The following is a 19,389-nucleotide window of genomic DNA, read 5'->3' on the forward strand; positions in this document are numbered from 1 at the left end:
GGATAGTTCAATTCTTTCTATAATTACCCCCTCTTAAAAACAGCCATTGCCATTATAACAATGTGTACAAACACATTCCTTCGGCAGGCCGATCGAAGCGATCAGGTCTTCTACTGTATTGAATTTAAGTGTAGTGATATTCAGCTGCTCACGGATACGTTCCACCAACATATTATATTGCTCGGTACCTGTTGTAGCATATTTATCCAGATCTTTTGCATCATCCCCTTCCAGTTCCTTGACAATCCGGCGGGCAATCAGTTCCAGATGGGACTTGGAAGCAGAAAAACCGACAAACGGACAAGCATGCAGGATCGGAGGACATCCGATTCTCATATGCACCTCTTTCGCTCCATATCCATATAATATATTCACATTATCGCGAAGCTGTGTTCCGCGAACAATCGAATCGTCACAGAAAATCACCCGTTTCCCTTTCAGAAGGGCACGGTTTGGGATCAGTTTCATTTTAGCAACCAGGTCACGTACGGACTGGTTGGCCGGGGTAAAGCTACGGGGCCATGTCGGTGTATATTTAACGATAGCACGACGGTAAGGAATCCCTTTACCTTCAGCATATCCCAGCGCCATACCAATACCGGAGTCAGGGATACCCGATACAAAATCAGCATCCACCTCATCCTTCTTCGCCATAGCCAGACCGCTGGCATAGCGGGAAGCATCTACGTTCACCCCTTCATATTCAGAGACCGGATAACCATAGTACACCCATAAGAAAGAGCAAACCTGCATTTTCTTATTCGGCTTACGCAACTGCGTCATCTTGTCTGCCGTAAGCATAACCACTTCGCCTGGGCCTACATTATAATCTATTTCATATCCCAGATTCGGGAAGCTGCAAGGTTCGCTTGATGCCGCATAGGCACCTTCTTTCTTACCGATCAGGATCGGAGTACGCCCCCATTTGTCGCGTGCGGCAATAATGCCTTCCTCTGTCAGAATAAGCATCGAGCAGGAACCTTTAATCTTTTCGAAAACAATTTCCACACCTTCAACAAACGTCTTACCCTGAGAGATCAGTAATGAAATCAATTCAGTCTGATTGATCTGGCCGGAACTCATTTCTGAAAAGTGACATCCCTTATCCAGCAATTCATTCTGTAGTTCCTCCAGATTGTTCACCTTGGCTACGGTCACAACGGCATATTTACCTAAGTGAGAATTAATGAAGATTGGTTGAGGATCTGTATCGCTGATGATACCTATACCTGAATTCCCCTGGAATTTCTCCAGTTCACTTTCAAAACGAGTACGGAAATAAGAATTTTCCAGATTATGGATAGAGCGTTTGAAGACGCCTTCGTGTAGGGTTGCCATACCGCCTCTGCGGGTTCCCAGGTGAGAATTGTAGTCTGTGCCGTAAAATAAGTCAGTTGCACAAGACGAATTAGAAATAGTTCCGAAAAAACCACCCATTGTTCTTAGTGTTTTTGATTTTTGAATTAGGGTACAAATGTACAAGAATATTTATACATATACCAAATGTAAAGTTGAATCTATAGAAAAAAAGATAACCGCCGAAACAATTGATAAAATACCTCCTTCCGAAAATCTGTTTCATCCTATTGAAACATTTGTTTCATTAGGTAGAAACACTTGTTTCATTACAATGAAACACTATCTATACTGTGTTAATGTTTTTAGTTGACTACTTTCAGCCTCATCTATAATAGAGGTTGACTCGATATAGAGTTTACCGGTAAGATAAATCAAGCCGGCAATAAAGAATAAACACTTTTTAACCACAACTAAAATAAAAGGTTTACAGCCACTTAGAAACAAATATCACCTGTAATGCATAAAAACGCTTGCATTGTAAAAAATAATATCTACTTTTGCACCCGGGTAAGTCCTACACGGCATGCTCCCTCGGAATCCCCCAGGGCTTGACCGCAGCAAGGGTACTTGGTTGTAGCGGCGCGATGTAGCAAGCTTACCCACCTGCCTCTTTAGCTCAGTTGGCCAGAGCACGTGATTTGTAATCTCGGGGTCGTTGGTTCGAATCCGACAAGAGGCTCAGAAGAATTGAAAATTGATAATTAACAATTGAAAATTCAAAAATTTGGAAGAGGAGGTTTATGACAATAAACTTCCTCTTTTTTTATTGTTATACATTGCATATTATAACAAAAGGATTAATTTTGCTGATAGAAACTTTAAAACAGCAGCACAAATGGAAGAAAATAAAGGTCTACTATTAAAAAGCGCGATGACTTATGGTTTAGCCATGGGAATTTTCTGGGTGATCAAGTACCTGTTCTTTATTTTCAGCAATACGGTTCCTGCCCTAAACATTATATATATAGTGCTTACACTGACAGTTCCGTTCATCGCCTATTATTTGACAAAACGATACAAACAGGACATCGGCGGAAAGATCAGTTTCTTTCATGCCTGGCGCTTCGGCACAATGCTTTACTTTTTTGCCGCATTGATCTTCGCCCTCGAACATTTCGTGTTCTTCCAGTTTATCGCTCCGGCCGATTTTCTGGCAAACTCCGTAAACCAGATGATCGAAGTGCTGAAAGACTCACAGGTAAGCACCGAAGTCATAGAAGCAATCGGAAAAACCAATTTCACTCCTATCCATATGGCTATTCAGGGTGTTTTCAATAATATATTTTATGGTATTATACTTTCGATACCGGTAGCAGCCATTCTGTGCAGGAACAATGAAACCGGTGCGATCAGACAAGAACAATAAGGAGAAACAATACAAATAATGGATATATCAGTAGTTATTCCGTTGTACAACGAAGCCGAGTCTCTACCGGAACTGGAAGCATGGATAGAGCGGGTGATGAAAGAACATAACTTTACTTACGAAATTATATTTGTAAACGACGGCAGTACGGACAATTCATGGGAAGTAATCGAGGGTTTACAGCAAAAGAATCCTTGTATCAGAGCCATCAAGTTCCGCCGCAATTACGGCAAATCACCCGGACTACATTGCGGTTTCGAGCGTGCCCAGGGAGATGTAGTCATCACCATGGATGCCGACCTCCAGGACAGTCCGGACGAAATCCCGGAACTCTACCGTATGATCACGGAAGACGGATACGACCTCGTTTCAGGATGGAAAAAGAAACGGTACGACCCGTTATCCAAAACGATCCCGACAAAGCTATTCAATGCCACGGCCCGCAAATTCTCTGGCATAAACAACCTGCACGATTTCAATTGCGGCCTGAAGGCTTACAAAAATGTCGTTATCAAAAATATCGAAGTGTACAACGATATGCACCGGTATATTCCATACCTGGCAAAGATTGCCGGTTTCCATAAGATCGGTGAAAAAGTCGTACAGCATCAGGCACGCAAATACGGAACAACCAAATTCGGGCTAAACCGTTTTGTCAACGGCTATCTGGATTTGATCACGTTATGGTTTACTTCCAAATTCGGAAAAAAGCCGATGCATTTCTTCGGTCTGTGGGGAAGCGTGATGTTCTTTATCGGTTTCATCGCATTGGTATTCGTATTAAGCATGAAACTGATCTCCATGTTCTCCGGCGATTTACGTCCGTTGGTAACAAACTCTCCATATTTCTATATATCGCTTACTGCGATGATCCTCGGAACGCAAATGTTCTTAGCCGGATTCATCGGCGAGTTGATTTCCAGGAATTCATCCAATAGAAACAACTATAAGATAGAATCAGAAATATGAGTACACCCGGGGTGGAAACTTTTTAATTTATGTCAATTATAGAAATAGTGTTACTAGCCATCGGATTATCGATGGATAGTTTGGCCGTGTCCGTAACCGGCGGAGCAGTAATCCGGAATTGCACTGTGTGCAATATGGTTAAGATCGGCTCTTTTATGGGTATCACACAGGCCACAATGACAGTTCTGGGCTATCTGGCCGGTGTCGGATTCCAGAAATACATTACAGCCTTCGACCACTGGATCGCTTTCGTCCTGTTGCTTTACCTGGGAGGTAAAATGATATACGACAGTACGCAGGAAGAAGATGAAGACAGCAAAACAAATCCGCTCTGCAACAAAACATTGTTCGGACTGTCCATAGCAACAAGCATCGACGCACTGGCTATCGGTATCTCGCTGGCTATCCTGAAATCGGATATCATCATCCAGGCTTCCCTGATCGGAATCATCACATTCCTTATGTCTGTTTCAGGCGTTTATTTCGGAAGTCGTTTCGGACGTAAGGTGGATTTGAAACTCGACCTGATCGGCGGACTGATACTAATCGGTATCGGAGCAAAAATATTGATAGAACACCTGTTCTTCTGCTAATAAAATAAATGTATATGAAAAGTCAGGAATTACGTAAATTGGCACCGGAACTTGATTCACTCCGCCTCGGTAGTGGTTGGAGCATTGAAGATCTCAGCAAACCGCAAATCATCGTTGAGAGCAGTTACGGACACAGCCATCCCGGAAGTGCCCATCTGAACAAGCTGGTGGAAGAAGCCGGCAAAGGTATCAGCGATGCCGGAGGACGGGCTGCCAATTACTACGTCACTGACATTTGCGACGGCGAAGCACAGGGCCACGACGGAATGAACTATTCGCTCGTATCCCGCGATATCATGGCAGCCATGATGGAGATACACGTAAAAGCAACGCCTTTCGATGCGGGAATATTCATTACCAGTTGCGACAAATCGGTGCCTGCCCACCTGATGGCGATCGCCCGGCTGAATATGCCGGCCCTGCTCCTGCCGGGAGGTATTATGAAAGCCGGCCCCAACCTGCTGACTTTAGAACAAATCGGAACATACAGTGCACAATACGAACGGAAAGAAATAAGCGAAGAGCAATTCCTCGCTTATAAAAAAGATGCCTGCCCGACTTGCGGAGCCTGTTCATTTATGGGAACAGCCTCGACAATGCAGGTAATGGCCGAAGCGCTGGGTATCGCACTGCCGGGTTCGGCCTTAATCCCTACGCACGTACATTATATAAAAGAGATATCCCGGTACGCCGGCCAGCGTTCCGTCGAATTAGAGAAAGAAGAGTTACTGCCTTCCGATATCCTGACAATCGACGCTTTCAGAAATGCTATTATGGTGCACGCCGCGATAGCCGGTTCCAGCAACAGCCTGCTACATCTGCCGGCCATTGCGCATGAACTAGGCATTGACCTGCCGCCTGAATTATTTGATGAAATCCATCGCCAAATTCCTTTTTTACTGAATATCCGTCCAAGCGGATTCTGGCCGGGCGAATATTTCTGGTATGCTGGCGGCGTTCCCGCCATTCTGGAAGAACTGAAAGACGTGCTTAACCTGGATGTCCGGACAGTAACAGGCAAAAGCCTGGGAGAAAATCTTGAAACACTCCGCACAAACGGATTTTATGAAGGATGCCGCAAATACTTGTCCCCGCTTGGAGTAAAAGTCAGCGACATTATCAAACCGTTTAAAAGTCCGATCCGGAAACAAGGAGCGATTGCCATATTAAAAGGGAATCTCGCCCCGGAAGGAGCCGTTGTCAAACATGCCGCCATCTCCCCCAACCTGATGCAGGCAACATTAACGGCCCGTGTATTCGATAGCGAAGAAGAAGCATTGCAAGCTGTATTGCAGAAAAATATCCATCCGGGAGAAGCCGTCTTTATCCGTTACGAAGGCCCGAAAGGCAGCGGAATGCCGGAAATGTTTTACACGACCGAAGCCATCGCCTCCGACCCGGAACTGGCAGAAAGCATTGCCCTCATTACCGACGGACGTTTTTCCGGAGCCACCCGCGGCCCGGCCGTCGGACACGTCTCGCCGGAAGCATACGACGGCGGTCCTATCGCCCTGGTTGAAGACAATGACCTGATCCGTATCGACATTCCTGCCCGTAAGCTCGAGATCATCGGAACCAACGGCTTCCAACAATCACCGGAGGAAATAGACCGGATTTTGTCGGAGCGTCGTAAACAATGGACACAGCCTGTATCCCGCCATAGCCGCGGTATCCTGGATATTTTTACACGCAACTGCGCATCTCCCATGAAAGGGGCTTATATGGAAAACAAAAAGGCTTGACAACTGACATTGATTGAATTACAATAAATTTTAGTATCTTTGCTGCGCTAAAATTTAAAGAGATGTACAAGAAGATCATTCTGGCGGCCGGTTTATGGATACTTATGTTCACTGCCTGTACAAAACAGAAACAATATTTCGAAGAAAGCGGTTCCGTTTTTCATACTATCTATCATATTAAATATGAAGGTTCTGAAATACTGACAGAAAAGATTGATGCCGAATTTCAAAAGTTCAATCTTTCGTTAAATCCGTTCAATCCGAACTCTATCATATCAAAAGTGAACCGGAATGAGGCGGTCGAAGCAGATGACTGGTTTATCGAGGTGTTCAACAAAGCAAAAGAGGTATCCGACCATTCGGAAGGCATTTTCGATATCACCTGTGCTCCTCTGGTCAATCTCTGGGGATTCGGTTTCAGCAAAATGGACAGTGTGACTCCTCAAATGATCGACAGTATCAAACAATTCGTCGGTTATCAGAAAGTCAGACTGGACGGACGGAAAGTAGTAAAAGATGATTCCCGTATCCTGTTGAATTGCTCCGCGATTGCCAAAGGATATGCAAGCGATATCATAGCACGTCTGCTCGAACGTGAAGGTATTGAAAACTACATGGTCGAAATCGGCGGAGAAGTAACGATGAAAGGCGTCAACCAGAACGGAAAATGCTGGCGTATAGGAATCAATAAACCGGAAGACGATTCAACCGGAATAAAAAACGATATAGAAGAAGTAGTCCAGTTATGCAAAAAAGGAGGCGTTGCCACATCCGGCAACTACCGTAACTACTACGTCAAAGATGGAAAAAAGTACGCCCATACGATTGACCCGCGTACCGGATACCCATCCGAACAAAGCATATTAAGCGCAACAATTGTAGCTGAAGATTGTATCACCGCCGATGCTTATGCGACAGCCTTCATGGCAATGGGGCTGGAAAAAGCACGTGAAGCGGCAAAAAATATTCCCGGTATTGAATATTATGTAATCTACTCCGATGAAAACGGTAAACATCAGATAGAATACTCTACCGGTATGCTTCAATATCTGCCAAACAGGCCGATTGAAGCAATGCTGAACGAGTAGCAATTTTTTATGAAGAATTTTATTAATCAATTTGAATGCAAAGAAGTAAAAGCCGGTGAAGTAGTATATGACACAGAACAAATGGGAAACATATTACTTTTTGTCACTACAGGCAAACTTCTCATCTGTTCGAAAACGGCAACCCCGGTAGTAGAAGTCGATGAAGGGTATTTCGTTTTATTGCCTACGGAAAAACGTCATATCATAACGGCTATCACAGATGCACAGACAGTACTCATGCATGCGGGAACTTTATCCACAATGATCACGGAAGATCCGGAGTGGAATCCGGAACGCCCGGTCGTTCTACCGACTTTCCCGTCATTAGCAAAAACACTATTTTTGCTTGAATCCTATCAGAAAGAAAAAAGGTCTAATATAAATTAGACCTTTATTTACTTTCATTATTTTCTCCTTTTAAAACTGCTTGATCAGGAACGATGGATTGATCCGGAAATAAATCCCTGCCGAAAAACTGGTAGCGCTGCCGGATTTACCGACTTCACCAGCCCCCAGTCCAAACTTATCGACAGACAGATGCTGATATACATCCACATCTACCCCCAGGGAAAAACCTTTCCCGAAACTCTTTGAGTATTCCAACCCCAGATAAACCATATTTTGCCCGTCAAAAGAAACACCTTCATCCGATGTCGATACCGCTCCATAAAACGGACTGCCGAACATGGAGATGAATTTATTACTGTTCCAATAAGATGTTTTCACCCGAAAATCGTAAATATCCGCAGATGCCCGGACATAAAAACCGGAGCCGCTACCATATGGCCATAACTTACCGGCCTGCTGATAATAACCAGCGACATCAAATTCAAGATTTACATTCCGGAATATCGGATTACCTGTGTTCCAAACCGTACCGACTCCCACAGCGCCATTCATCAAAGTTTGTACAGAGTTAGTAAATATCGTATCGATCTCCCCTCCCCGATGTTGGGCCAATCCCTGCACCGGTGCATAAAAATGAAAACGCGCATCCGGATCATTCAGTTTATAACGCCCCGACAACCCGACAGTAAAGGCCTCCTGATGCGTATCTTCACGGAAAATAAAACTTTCCCAGTTCACCCAGACATCCAGATCAAACCTGCGGGAGTCATACAACAACTGAAGTCCGGCTTCAGGATCAGCCGTCAGGTTCAACTCCGGATTATATAAAGGTTCGATCAGGTTATGATTAGCACCGCCATAAATATCGCCAAGAACAATATTCACATGATCGGACAAAGCCATCTGCGCCCGAAAAAAAGGAAGGACATGGAAGCCATGCTGGTACTGGTCGCCTTTCCATTCGGCAATATCCTGATAAGCCAGGCTCGGATATTTCTTTGCACCCCAATAACGGAGCATATGCACCCCCAACTCAAGTTTTATATTACCCAGCGGATAAAAAACAGCTTTCGGTTGTATCCAGAATCCCGGCAAAGAATATCCTTTCATAATCGAACCGGTATATTCATTATCTTTAAAGAAACTTATATTATCCAACTCGACAGATAATTGCCCTTTCTTTTCCGGATCGATCCGGTGGTCCGACTTAAACACCCGGTCGGAAATTTGTGCCTGGGCCGAACATACAACAAATAGATTTGCAATCAGAAAGCAAATACCCGGCAGAAGCAGACGGGTAGATTTCAAGGGAAGAGTTTTCATTTATTTCAAAATTTGCAGCAAACGTAAGAAATTATCAGCAATAAAAAAAGGGATACGGATGTTTAGCTTCCGTACCCCTTCTCTTATACTATTTGTTAAAACTAACTCAACGTCTTGGAGTAGCTTCTTTAACAACCATCTGACGGCCTTCGTATTCAGCACCGTTCAATTCATTGATTGCATTTCTTGCTTCGCTTTCATTTGTAAATTCTGCGAATGCAAAACCTTTTGATCTGTTAGTGTCGCGATCAATGATTAACTTTACTGATTCTACAACTCCATACTCTTCTAAAACCTGCTGTAAGTCAGATTCTCTAACCCGATAGTTCAGGTTACCAATGTAAATATTCATACAAAAATGATATAAAATAATTAATAAAAAAACTGTAACAAATAATCTTGGAAAGGTCCATTACTACAAAATAAATTCACTTGTTGAATATTACATCGGAGATAAAAGAGCAATTTCTGAAAACTATGTTGTTCACATGCCACAAAGGAAAGTATTTTTATTCGATAAACAACTATATTCGTCAAAATTATTTGTGAAACCAATCTATTTTTATAGTTTTGTAACAAAATAGTTCAAGAGATAGATATTTTTTATCTTACGTACAACTCAAAAAACAAGCCTTTAGTACGAAGAGAATAGTACTTTTGTACAGAAAGACTGGCAAGTTATTGGAAATTATAGTATTTTTGACCAATTATATCGCATATTTATCCTTTTTAATTCAATTAAGAAGGCCTAAATTTGCACAATTATTTTTGAACTTAAATTGACATGGAAAAAATCGAAGTAAAAGAAGCTAAAGGGAAACTTGGCATTCTCGTTGTGGGTGTAGGTGGAGCAGTATCAACCACCATGATTACAGGTACTCTGGCTGCTCGTAAAGGAGTAGCGAAACCAATCGGCTCAATCGCCCAGATGGCGACTATGCGATTGGAAAGCGGAGAAGAGAAAGCAATCAAAGACATTGTGCCTTTGGCTGATCTGAACGATATTGTATTCGGCGGTTGGGATATATTCCCCGATAATGCATACGAAGCTGCCATGTATGCTGAAGTATTAAAGGAAAAAGACCTGAACAATGTGAAAGAAGAATTGCAGGCCATCAAACCGATGCCGGCTGCATTCGATCACAACTGGGCTAAACGCTTAAACGGAACGCACATCAAACAGGCTGCCACCCGTTGGGAAATGGTAGAACAACTGCGCCAGGACATCCGTGATTTCAAGGCTGCCAATAATTGCGAACGTATCGCCGTTTTATGGGCTGCAAGTACTGAAATCTACATTCCTCTGTCAGATGAACACATGTCGCTTGCCGCATTGGAAAAAGCGATGAAGGAAAACAATACGGAAGCTGTTTCCTCGAGTATGTGTTATGCTTACGCTGCTATCGCAGAAGGTGCTCCGTTCATTATGGGTGCTCCTAACCTATGTGTAGACACGCCGGCTATGTGGGAATTCTCCAAACAGATGAATGTTCCTATCTCCGGAAAGGACTTCAAGAGCGGACAGACATTGATGAAGACTGTATTGGCTCCGATGTTCAAAACACGTATGCTGGGTGTAAGCGGCTGGTTCTCCACCAACATCTTAGGAAACCGCGACGGCGAAGTATTGGATGATCCTGCAAACTTCAAGACAAAAGAAGTTAGTAAACTGTCTGTGATCGACAATATCTTCGAACCTGAAAAATATCCAGACCTTTATGGTGACGTATATCATAAGGTACGTATCAACTATTATCCTCCCCGCAAGGATAACAAGGAAGCATGGGACAACATCGACATCTTCGGATGGATGGGCTATCCGATGGAAATCAAGGTAAACTTCCTTTGCCGTGACTCTATCCTCGCCGCTCCTATCGCTCTCGACCTGGTATTGTTCAGCGACTTGGCTATGCGTGCCGGTATGTCCGGTATCCAGACTTGGTTGTCATTCTTCTGCAAGAGCCCGATGCACGATTTCGAACACCAGCCTGTTCACGACCTGTTCCAGCAGTGGAGAATGGTTAAACAGACTTTGCGTGATATGATCGGAGAAAAAGCACCTAGCTATCTGGATTAATACACACATATAAAAAGACTTCTTCTATCCGTCCAAAAACGATTTTTTCCTCGGATAGAAGAATTTCTTTTTCATATATCAATCATCTTAATTCAATTAGTTTCTGACAAATATGGATTATGCAATCATTGCAGCTGGCGAGGGTTCCCGCTTGGTGCAAGAAGGAGTAAAATGGCCCAAACCACTGGTACAACTAAACGGTACGGCGTTAATTGATCGTTTGATCAATGTTTTTCTGAAAAACGATGCGTCATCTATCAGTATTATTGTAAATGAAGAAATGACGGAAGTGCAGGAGCACTTGCGAAAACTGGAACTGCCTGTTCCTTTTTATCTGCTGGTTAAATCCACGCCCAGTTCCATGCATAGCTTTTATGAGCTCAGCCATCATCTGGACAGTGATCATATCTGCCTGACAACCGTCGACACGATTTTCAAAGAAGAAGAATTCGGTGGATACATCCAGGCGTTCCTGAAAGAAAGTCAATTGGACGGGTTAATGGCAGTAACCGATTTTATAGATGACGAAAAACCTTTATACGTAGATACAGACAACGATTTAGTAATCCAGGGCTTTCTGGATAAACAAGGAGAACCGCCATGTTCTTATATCTCCGGCGGTATTTACTGCCTGCGACGTTCCGGACTGAAAGTTCTGAATAATGCAATCGGACAAGGCATGTCACGTATGCGCAACTACCAACGTCAGCTTATTGCTGAAGGATTAAAGCTGAAAGCTTATCCATTCAGCAAAATCGTAGACGTCGATCATGCCGAAGATATCAAAAAGGCCGAAGATTTTTTAAACAGTTGATAGTTGACAAGTGACAACTAAATAAAAAAGTAATGAGTAAACTAACAATAGCAGGCATCCGCCGGGAAAATCAATTTTCCCCCAACCATATCGGTAACGATGCCGCCATCTTCTCTCTGACCGTCCAACATCTGCGCGATCTGGGATGTGAAGTAAACGAATACATAGAATCAGATCTGATAATCCATCAATTTGAAGAGACAGCCATCTTCAATATGGTCAGAAACTGGACTTCTATCCATAAACTACAGCAGATGGAAGATCAGGGTTATACCGTTATCAACTCCGGCTATGGAATAGAAAACTGTACACGCGAGAAAATGACCCGCCTGTTAATGTCGAACAACATCTCACATCCGGCCAGCCTGATCCTTCCTACCGATGAAGACCCGACAGCCGCACTGGAAAAAGCCGGATTTTATAACTGCTGGATCAAACGAGGCGACTTTCACGCCATCCACCGGGAAGATGTCACCTACGTCAGGAATCCGGAAGAAGCCAAAACAATCCTGAAAGAATACGCCATCCGCGGAATCAAGACTGCCGTAGTCAACGAACATCTGGTTGGCGACCTGGTTAAGTTCTATGGCGTGACCGGAACTGATTTCTTTTATTGGTTCTACCCCTCCAACCAACATCACAGTAAATTCGGGTTAGAACAGATAAACGGAACGGCCAAAGGCATTCCGTTTGACGATTCAAAGTTGCAGCAACTTTGCAGCCAGGCGGCAGAAGTACTGAACATTCATATTTACGGTGGTGACTGTATTATTTCAGATGACGGATCGATCCGGCTGATCGATTTCAATGACTGGCCCAGTTTTGCTCCCTGCCGGGACGAAGCTGCTCCCCAAATTGCCCGCCGCATCTATAATTTAATCAGCAAGTAATGGAAGAAACAAAAAAGAAACCCGATATAGAGTCTACACTCAAATCCCTGGATACCGAAGAATTCATCGATATCCACTTCTATCGCCCGATCGGTTATCGTTGGGCGTTATTCTTCAATAAGCTGGGAGTATCCCCCAATACAATTACCGTAGCCAGTATATTTATAGGTATTGCAGCCGGTATTTGTTTCTATTACCAGAGCCTGACAATAAATATCATCGGTATGTTATTGCTTATCTGGGCAAACTCATACGACAGCGCCGACGGACAGCTGGCCCGCATGACTGGTAAGAAAACACCATTGGGTCGTATTCTGGACGGAACAGCCGGCGACTGCTGGTTTATTGCTATCTATGCCGCCATCTGCCTTCGGTTGACACCGGAATGGGGTATCTGGATCTGGATATTTGCTGCTATCACCGGATTTTTCCACAGCAAACAAGCCGCCATGGCTGATTATTACCGGAATATCCACCTGTTATTCCTGAAAGGAAAAGCCGGAAGCGAACTCTCCCACTCTCCCGCCCTGAAAGAGAAATACAAGACGATGAGTTGGAAAAAAGATTTTATCTACAAACTTTTTGAAACATTTTATATCAACTATACCGTCGGGCAGGAAGCATTGTCGCCGAAGTTTCAGAAAATGATGAACATCATCCGGACCAAGTATCACGATGAAGCTCCGGAATGGTTCCGGAAAGCCTTCCGTGAAAAGAGCCTTCCGATGATGAAATACACGAATATGCTGTCATTCAACACACGTGTCATTGCTTTATTCGTCAGTCTTTTCATCGATATGCCCTGGCTGTATTTCGTATTTGAAATGACAGTATTGAATATCATGCTGGCATATATGATCGTAACACACGAACGTTTCTGTGCCCAATTCACTAAAGAACTCGAATCAAAATCATAAATATATGTTCGAATCAGACAAGATAAAAGGAATCATATTCGATTATGGCGGTACCATCGACAGCAATGGCATGCACTGGGCCGAAGTGATCTGGATGGCTTATCAGGCCGAAGAAGTACCGGTGAGCAAAGAGATCTTCCGGAATGCCTATGTGCACGGCGAACGGACGTTAGGTAAAAATCCGATCGTAAAGCCCCATCACACTTTCCTCGACATGCTGCGCCTGAAGACAGACATACAGATCGAATGGCTCAAAGCCGGCGATTTTATCCCCGAAGCGTATGCCACTCCCGGATTAAAACAGCGGCTGGCCGACTGGTGCTATGCTTATGCACGGAAGTCGATCGACACAGCCCGTCCCATACTGGAGGCATTGTCTCAAAAATACCCGCTGGTACTGGTCTCCAATTTCTATGGGAACATCGAATCCGTACTAAAAGATTTTCATCTGGATACTTATTTTAAATCGATTGTCGAATCAGCAGTTGTCGGTATCCGCAAACCCGATCCGGCTATATTCGGGTTAGGTGTAAAAGAATTATCATTACCGGCAGAAACGATCGTCGTAATCGGAGATTCTCACGATAAAGACATTATCCCCGCTACGTCTATCGGCTGCAAAACAATCTGGCTGAAAAGTATCGGCTGGAGCGATTACCGGGGGGATGAATCGGCCGACCTGGTTATTACCGATTTCACAGAACTGGAACAGGCATTCAGCCTATAGACTTTCTGACCATCAATAATTCAATAGAAACCTTTCCAATCATAAAAGTAGTCCTATCTTTGTTACCAAAAAGACAGGACTACTTTTATGATAAAAAAATATGCACTAGTACTATTCGTACTACTCACATCATGTGACCTGATAGACTACCATCCATACGACGGCAGAATCACGTACAAGGAAGACAAAGATATCAATGAAATGAATATTTTTAAAATCCGGAACGCCTGCCAGGATAAAGACACCATCCGTTTTATCTTTACAGGCGACACTCAGCGCTGGCTGGATGAAACGAATGACTTCGTGAAGCATGTCAACCAACGGGACTCTATCGATTTTGTCATTCACGGAGGTGACCTGACCGATTTTGGTATCAAAAAAGAATATATCTGGCAACATTCAATTTTATCCAAGCTAAAAATACCTTATGTTGCCCTGATCGGCAATCATGACATTATCGGCAACGGGGAATTGGTATACGAGGATATGTACGGTCCTAAAAACTTCTCGTTCAGCGTTGGCCCCTCACAGTATTATGGCGGAGGTGGTGCAATCCGTTTCATCTGCCTGAACACGAATGCGCTTGAATACGATTACTCTATTCCTGTACCCGATTTCTCCTTTATAAAGGGTGTACTGAACAGTACAACAGAAGATGATAAATGCACGATCTTTGTTATGCATGTGCCGCCCGGAAGCGAGCAATTCAATAACAATGTGGCAGATATCTTCCAGGAAAAGATACGGGAATTTCCCAATCCTCTTTTCTGCTTGCATGCCCACGACCATAACTTTGCCGCCCGCGACCTGTTCGACGACGGGATCATTTATTATTGCTGCGACAATATCGGCAAACGTACTTATTTACTCTTTACCGTAACACCTGATGACTACTCATATGAAATCGTTAAATTTTAAATTACTACTGCTCTTAACCTTGCTTTTTCCGTTTTATACAAATGCTCAGGACAGTATCCCTGCCCCGACTTTGTATGACAGACATATAGAAAGATACACTTCACTATGGGAAAATCTTATCCCTCGGTACAGTAAAATACAATTTGCCGGCTCCATGGGTATGTTCTCTTTCGGGATCGGATGGGACTACTACCGCCATCACTGGGAAACAGACCTTCTCTTCGGATTTGTTCCCAAAACCGCCCGTAACCTGAAAGCAGAAAGTTCAAAAAAACGTCACACCATGGCAACATTCACGGTAAAGCAAAATTATATCCCCTGGAGAGTTCCTTTGCATAAAAACATTGATTTCGAACCGTTAACAACAGGGTTATACATTAACACCCTGCTTGACAGAGATTTTTGGGTACAAAGCCCTGACAAATACCCTAAAGGCTATTACTTCTTTTCAACAAGAGTACGGACCCATATTTTTCTCGGCGAACGTGTCACCTTTAAATTCAATAATCCGGGAAGATGGCATAAATCAGTCACGCTGTTTTACGAACTCAGCTCATGCGATCTGTATATCCTTAACAAATTTGGAAACAAATATCTGAAGCCGAAAGACTATCTCAGCCTGTCATTTGGCCTGAAGTTTCAGATATTGTGATAAGAAATATTATACTTCCATAAGAGATTACTTATCACTACATTAATAATAAATACAAATATTTGTATATGCTACAGACTACATATGTTATTTTTAACCAGTAACCACACACCTGTTATTGTACTATTTAACACATAAAAACAGTCTTTCCAAAACATCAAAAAAAAGTTTCAACCGCCTTTCAAAACACACAATAACAAACTATAAACCACAGATATACAAGCAAAAACTATGACTAAAAAAAACGATCGTTTTAACTAGTCATTATTCTGTTTGTTTTAACAATTGAAGCACTTTCTATATAAGTTTTGAAAATTAAAATCTATATATTTTTTCTTTGTTGTAGATATGAATAAAATGCCTACCTTTGCGGTGACTAAAAAAAACGATCGTTTTAGCTAGTCATTGTTTTTCGTGAGCTCACATCTGTGACTGACGAACTTTGTTGTGTCAATACCTTATAGTTTGTTATGATTTATATATTCATTGCTATTTCTCTATTTATATCAATAGTTCTATCAGCGCTTATTATTCCAAGGATTCTCGTCGTAGCTTTCCGAAAAAAGTTATTCGACATCCCCGACGAACGAAAAGTCCATAGCGGAATAATTCCCCGTCTGGGCGGCATATCATTTGTCCCCACCATCCTATTTTCATTGGCTTTCACCACCGGATTAAGGTATCTTATCGGTTATGAAATCGCCATTGACAGCCTTCATTTCATAGTTCCTGAATTTTATTTCTTAGTCTGTGGCTTAACGTTATTGTATTTATCAGGCATAAAAGATGACTTGGTCGGACTGCGTTACCGAAGCAAATTCGTTATACAGATCATAGCAGCCTCCCTTATCCCCCTGTCCGGCCTATGGATCAACAATTTATATGGTCTTTTCGGTATTGAAGAACTGACTCCCTGGCTAGGAATTCCTTTTACAATCCTATTAACAGTATTCATTGTCAATGCGATCAATCTGATAGATGGCATTGACGGATTAGCATCCGGGTTAAGTAGTATATCACTGTTAACTCTCGGCAGCTTATATATCTATTATGGCCAGTGGATTTATGCCATGCTCGCTTTTTCTACACTGGGAGTACTACTTCCCTTCTTCTATTATAATGTTTTTGGTAATGTAGATCGCTGTAAAAAGATATTTATGGGTGATACTGGGAGTTTGACACTAGGATATATATTAGCTTTTTTAGCTATCTCCTATACCAATAACAATCCTGAAAGAGCCCCATATTCAGAGGGAGCTATCGTTATTGCCTTCTCTACTTTAATAGTTCCTATGTTTGATGTGATCCGGGTAATATTGGTGCGTGCCCGAAATCACAAAGGGTTATTTGACGCAGACAGAAATCATATACATCACAAATTTTTGGATATGGGTTTCAGTTCGCGCAAAGCAATGATCTGTATATTGGCAATGGCGTTATCTTTCAGTATCATCAATATGACATTAATATCCTATGTAAATAACAATGTTTTGTTTATAATGGATATTGTTGTTTGGGTTGGGTTGAATTTGTGGTTTGATAAGATCAGAGATAAAAATCAATAAGTATCGATTTACGTGAAGTGTCTCAAAATTATTTTATCGTAAAGACATACTTTAGATTAAGCACTAACTAAAAAAACATCAAACTTTAAATATTTTAAGTAATAACAATATTTTTTATACACAGTAGAGAATATGAAAGCTTGTTTTATGGGGTTGGGATATATCGGACTTCCCACAGCAATAATTGCTGCAAAGCATGGTGTAGATGTGTTAGGGGTTGATATCAATCCTAATGTGGTAGAAATGACAAATCAAGGTAAACTTCATATTATTGAACCTGGATTGGAGGAATGTTTGCAAGAAGTTGTAGCTACACAAAAGTTGAAAGCTTCTACTACTGCAGAAAAGAGTGATGCGTATTTTATTGTTGTTCCAACTCCCTTTAAAGGAAATCATGAACCGGATATATCTTACGTAGAGGCTGCTACCCGATCTGTTCTTCCATTATTAAAGGAAGGAGATTTGTATGTGATAGAATCAACATCTCCTGTAGGGACAACAGAAAAAATGCAGACATTGATTTTTTCTGAACGTCCGGATTTGAAAGATAAAATTTATATAGCTTATTGCCCGGAACGTGTACTGCCTGGAAATGTTATTTATGAATTAGTACACAATGACCGGGTTATCGGCGGGATCACCCCTGAATCTACAGATAAGGCTGTAGAATTTTATAGTTTGTTCGTACAAGGTAGTTTGCATAAGACAAATAGTAAGACTGCAGAGATGTGTAAACTCACTGAAAATTCATCTCGTGATGTTCAGATAGCTTTTGCTAATGAATTATCCATAATTTGTGATAAAGCAGGCATTAATGTTTGGGAATTGATTGAATTAGCCAATAAGCATCCTCGTGTAAATATTTTACAACCAGGTTGTGGTGTTGGAGGTCATTGTATAGCTGTAGATCCTTATTTTATAACTTCAGATTTCCCGATTGAGTCGCAAATTATCGCTAAGGCACGCGAAATAAACAATTATAAATCATTTTGGTGTGCAGAGAAAATCCAAAATGCTATGCTAAAGTTTGAGTTAGAAAATCACCGTAAGCCCTGTATCGCGATGATGGGATTGGCATTCAAACCGAATATTGATGATTTACGTGAATCTCCAGCTAAATACATCACGACCAAAGTGATGCTAAGTTGTAACAATGCGGATATTCTAGTGGTAGAGCCGAATGTGGAGAGCCATAATGTTTTCAAATTAACCGATTATCGGGAGGCTTATGATAAAGCGGATATAGTGGTTTTCTTGACGGCGCATGATCCATTTAAGTCGTTGCCGTATCGGGAAGACAAAGTTATCTTGGATTTCTGTGGGATTTATAAGAAATAGATGTAAGACGGATTATAAATAATTTGCTCCAAAAAAAGTTTTATCTTTGTTGATAAGGTATATAACTTTGTTATGAGTCAATATATAGTAGTAAGATCGTGATTCTTAAATGAACTAGAATCTTGCGAAAACCGTTGAATACCTTCTCTAAAGACGAATATCGTTCTTAATTTCATTAATACGGTTACTGGAAGTAAGCACTCAATTACTTCTTTGCTGTTATAGAATTTAAATATCTTTGGGTGATCGTAACCCCGAGTGACATACTTCCTTTATGCCAATGACAGGAACGACAGTCGGACGATTCTTTGCATATAAACACTTGACGAGGAACAATCCGATTTTGAAACATCTTCAATATTGGACTCAGGCAAGAACTGTCTTCACAACGTAAGTAAACGTGGCTTTGAGATGTTTGCCTGGTTCTACACTTTGATAGAAACTGAAAAGGATCGTGACCTTCAATTGAAGAAATGGTTAACCTGTCTGATCCGTGAAATGATGCACGGCAACTAGGATTATGCAAGTTTCCTTTAAGGAGTTTACTGTGTACAATAGAAAGAACAATCATTTGAAAACAAAAAACGAGATCCTATTTTGCTGATATAGAATTGAGAGGAAGTGATTGAGTGTTTACGCCAATATTAAATTCAAAATGTTTTTTTAATGAGACACAGTTTAGGAGACTGCAAAAGTGCCCTGA

19 protein-coding genes and 1 tRNA gene are annotated in these 19,389 nt (G+C 42.0%); 17 read left to right on the forward strand and 3 right to left on the reverse strand.

Going from position 1 to position 19,389, the window contains the following annotated elements; translation table 11 throughout:
• Positions 1–33: 33 nt before the first annotated feature.
• Positions 34–1,437, reverse strand: a complete 1,404-nt coding sequence (locus tag C825_RS19980; RefSeq protein WP_010799878.1) for an amidophosphoribosyltransferase — start codon at positions 1,435–1,437, stop codon at positions 34–36.
• A gap of 527 nt (positions 1,438–1,964) precedes the next feature.
• On the opposite strand from C825_RS19980, the gene C825_RS19985 reads away from it, so the two are divergent.
• The 7 genes from C825_RS19985 to C825_RS20015 all read left to right on the forward strand — a co-directional run bounded on the left by C825_RS19985 (position 1,965) and on the right by C825_RS20015 (position 7,504).
• Positions 1,965–2,038 (forward strand) — tRNA-Thr (locus C825_RS19985).
• Positions 2,039–2,194: 156 nt separating this feature from the next.
• A complete protein-coding gene (locus tag C825_RS19990) occupies positions 2,195–2,725 on the forward strand; it encodes a DUF4199 domain-containing protein (protein WP_010799879.1) in 531 nt (176 codons plus the stop codon).
• A gap of 18 nt (positions 2,726–2,743) precedes the next feature.
• Positions 2,744–3,694, forward strand: coding sequence for a glycosyltransferase family 2 protein (locus tag C825_RS19995; RefSeq protein ID WP_010799880.1), 951 nt, complete (start codon positions 2,744–2,746; stop codon positions 3,692–3,694).
• A 29-nt stretch (positions 3,695–3,723) separates the two neighbouring features.
• On the forward strand, positions 3,724–4,287 hold the full coding sequence (locus tag C825_RS20000) for a manganese efflux pump MntP (protein ID WP_010799881.1): 564 nt from the start codon (positions 3,724–3,726) through the stop codon (positions 4,285–4,287).
• A gap of 14 nt (positions 4,288–4,301) precedes the next feature.
• Entirely contained in the window at positions 4,302–6,029 is a 1,728-nt protein-coding gene (ilvD, locus tag C825_RS20005) for a dihydroxy-acid dehydratase (RefSeq protein WP_010799882.1), read from the forward strand.
• A gap of 62 nt (positions 6,030–6,091) precedes the next feature.
• On the forward strand, positions 6,092–7,117 hold the full coding sequence (locus tag C825_RS20010) for an FAD:protein FMN transferase (RefSeq protein WP_010799883.1): 1,026 nt from the start codon (positions 6,092–6,094) through the stop codon (positions 7,115–7,117).
• A 9-nt stretch (positions 7,118–7,126) separates the two neighbouring features.
• Positions 7,127–7,504 (forward strand): cyclic nucleotide-binding domain-containing protein, encoded by a 378-nt coding sequence (locus C825_RS20015; protein ID WP_007652871.1) that lies wholly within the window; start codon positions 7,127–7,129, stop codon positions 7,502–7,504.
• Positions 7,505–7,534: 30 nt separating this feature from the next.
• On the opposite strand, the gene lpxZ is transcribed toward C825_RS20015, so the two are convergent.
• Positions 7,535–8,788 (reverse strand): LpxZ family protein, encoded by a 1,254-nt coding sequence (gene lpxZ, locus C825_RS20020; RefSeq protein ID WP_010799884.1) that lies wholly within the window; start codon positions 8,786–8,788, stop codon positions 7,535–7,537.
• Between the two features lie 106 nt (positions 8,789–8,894).
• Positions 8,895–9,140 carry an RNA-binding regulator gene (rbp, locus tag C825_RS20025; RefSeq protein WP_007652869.1) on the reverse strand — a complete coding sequence of 82 codons (246 nt, stop codon included), beginning with the start codon at positions 9,138–9,140 and terminating at the stop codon, positions 8,895–8,897.
• Positions 9,141–9,572: 432 nt separating this feature from the next.
• Here rbp and C825_RS20030 point away from each other — a divergent pair, with 432 nt between their 5' ends.
• From C825_RS20030 to C825_RS20075, 10 genes are all read left to right on the forward strand, one after another.
• Positions 9,573–10,865 carry an inositol-3-phosphate synthase gene (locus tag C825_RS20030; RefSeq protein WP_010799885.1) on the forward strand — a complete coding sequence of 431 codons (1,293 nt, stop codon included), beginning with the start codon at positions 9,573–9,575 and terminating at the stop codon, positions 10,863–10,865.
• Positions 10,866–10,977: 112 nt separating this feature from the next.
• A complete protein-coding gene (locus C825_RS20035) occupies positions 10,978–11,679 on the forward strand; it encodes a nucleotidyltransferase family protein (RefSeq protein ID WP_010799886.1) in 702 nt (233 codons plus the stop codon).
• 32 nt (positions 11,680–11,711) lie between these two features.
• The gene (locus C825_RS20040; protein ID WP_010799887.1) at positions 11,712–12,569 is read left to right on the forward strand and encodes an ATP-grasp domain-containing protein; all 858 of its coding nucleotides are present in this window, start codon (positions 11,712–11,714) and stop codon (positions 12,567–12,569) included.
• On the forward strand, positions 12,569–13,486 hold the full coding sequence (locus tag C825_RS20045; RefSeq protein ID WP_007652864.1) for a CDP-alcohol phosphatidyltransferase family protein: 918 nt from the start codon (positions 12,569–12,571) through the stop codon (positions 13,484–13,486). Before C825_RS20040 ends, C825_RS20045 begins: the two co-directional genes overlap by 1 nt.
• Before the next feature lie 4 nt (positions 13,487–13,490).
• A complete protein-coding gene (locus tag C825_RS20050) occupies positions 13,491–14,213 on the forward strand; it encodes an HAD family hydrolase (protein ID WP_007652863.1) in 723 nt (240 codons plus the stop codon).
• 87 nt (positions 14,214–14,300) lie between these two features.
• On the forward strand, positions 14,301–15,131 hold the full coding sequence (locus tag C825_RS20055; protein ID WP_010799888.1) for a metallophosphoesterase family protein: 831 nt from the start codon (positions 14,301–14,303) through the stop codon (positions 15,129–15,131).
• Positions 15,112–15,783, forward strand: a complete 672-nt coding sequence (locus tag C825_RS20060) for a hypothetical protein (RefSeq protein WP_044214539.1) — start codon at positions 15,112–15,114, stop codon at positions 15,781–15,783. The genes C825_RS20055 and C825_RS20060 overlap by 20 nt, the downstream gene beginning before the upstream one ends.
• Positions 15,784–16,253: 470 nt before the next feature.
• Positions 16,254–17,348: an MraY family glycosyltransferase gene (locus C825_RS20065; protein ID WP_010799890.1), complete on the forward strand. Its 1,095-nt coding sequence runs from the start codon at positions 16,254–16,256 to the stop codon at positions 17,346–17,348.
• A gap of 132 nt (positions 17,349–17,480) precedes the next feature.
• Positions 17,481–18,686: a UDP-N-acetyl-D-mannosamine dehydrogenase gene (gene wecC / locus C825_RS20070; RefSeq protein WP_044214540.1), complete on the forward strand. Its 1,206-nt coding sequence runs from the start codon at positions 17,481–17,483 to the stop codon at positions 18,684–18,686.
• A 360-nt stretch (positions 18,687–19,046) separates the two neighbouring features.
• Positions 19,047–19,202, forward strand: coding sequence for a hypothetical protein (locus C825_RS20075; RefSeq protein ID WP_206672123.1), 156 nt, complete (start codon positions 19,047–19,049; stop codon positions 19,200–19,202).
• Positions 19,203–19,389 lie beyond the last annotated feature (187 nt).

The sequence above is a fragment of the Parabacteroides sp. ASF519 genome, from assembly GCF_000364265.2.
Taxonomy (GTDB): Bacteria; Bacteroidota; Bacteroidia; order Bacteroidales; family Tannerellaceae; genus Parabacteroides; species Parabacteroides goldsteinii.

Bases quoted from the DNA above. Each gene is read 5' to 3' on its own strand.
- lpxZ (WP_010799884.1), bottom strand. From the start codon at position 8,788: ATGAAAACTCTTCCCTTGAAATCTACCCGTCTGCTTCTGCCGGGTATT.
- C825_RS20000 (WP_010799881.1), top strand. From the start codon at position 3,724: ATGTCAATTATAGAAATAGTGTTACTAGCCATCGGATTATCGATGGAT.
- C825_RS20040 (WP_010799887.1), top strand. From the start codon at position 11,712: ATGAGTAAACTAACAATAGCAGGCATCCGCCGGGAAAATCAATTTTCC.
- C825_RS20055 (WP_010799888.1), top strand. From the start codon at position 14,301: ATGATAAAAAAATATGCACTAGTACTATTCGTACTACTCACATCATGT.
- C825_RS20030 (WP_010799885.1), top strand. From the start codon at position 9,573: ATGGAAAAAATCGAAGTAAAAGAAGCTAAAGGGAAACTTGGCATTCTC.
- C825_RS20035 (WP_010799886.1), top strand. From the start codon at position 10,978: ATGGATTATGCAATCATTGCAGCTGGCGAGGGTTCCCGCTTGGTGCAA.
- C825_RS20065 (WP_010799890.1), top strand. From the start codon at position 16,254: ATGATTTATATATTCATTGCTATTTCTCTATTTATATCAATAGTTCTA.
- wecC (WP_044214540.1), top strand. From the start codon at position 17,481: ATGAAAGCTTGTTTTATGGGGTTGGGATATATCGGACTTCCCACAGCA.
- C825_RS20045 (WP_007652864.1), top strand. From the start codon at position 12,569: ATGGAAGAAACAAAAAAGAAACCCGATATAGAGTCTACACTCAAATCC.
- C825_RS19990 (WP_010799879.1), top strand. From the start codon at position 2,195: ATGGAAGAAAATAAAGGTCTACTATTAAAAAGCGCGATGACTTATGGT.
- C825_RS19980 (WP_010799878.1), bottom strand. From the start codon at position 1,437: ATGGGTGGTTTTTTCGGAACTATTTCTAATTCGTCTTGTGCAACTGAC.
- C825_RS20010 (WP_010799883.1), top strand. From the start codon at position 6,092: ATGTACAAGAAGATCATTCTGGCGGCCGGTTTATGGATACTTATGTTC.
- C825_RS20050 (WP_007652863.1), top strand. From the start codon at position 13,491: ATGTTCGAATCAGACAAGATAAAAGGAATCATATTCGATTATGGCGGT.
- C825_RS20060 (WP_044214539.1), top strand. From the start codon at position 15,112: ATGAAATCGTTAAATTTTAAATTACTACTGCTCTTAACCTTGCTTTTT.
- C825_RS19995 (WP_010799880.1), top strand. From the start codon at position 2,744: ATGGATATATCAGTAGTTATTCCGTTGTACAACGAAGCCGAGTCTCTA.
- ilvD (WP_010799882.1), top strand. From the start codon at position 4,302: ATGAAAAGTCAGGAATTACGTAAATTGGCACCGGAACTTGATTCACTC.
- C825_RS20015 (WP_007652871.1), top strand. From the start codon at position 7,127: ATGAAGAATTTTATTAATCAATTTGAATGCAAAGAAGTAAAAGCCGGT.
- rbp (WP_007652869.1), bottom strand. From the start codon at position 9,140: ATGAATATTTACATTGGTAACCTGAACTATCGGGTTAGAGAATCTGAC.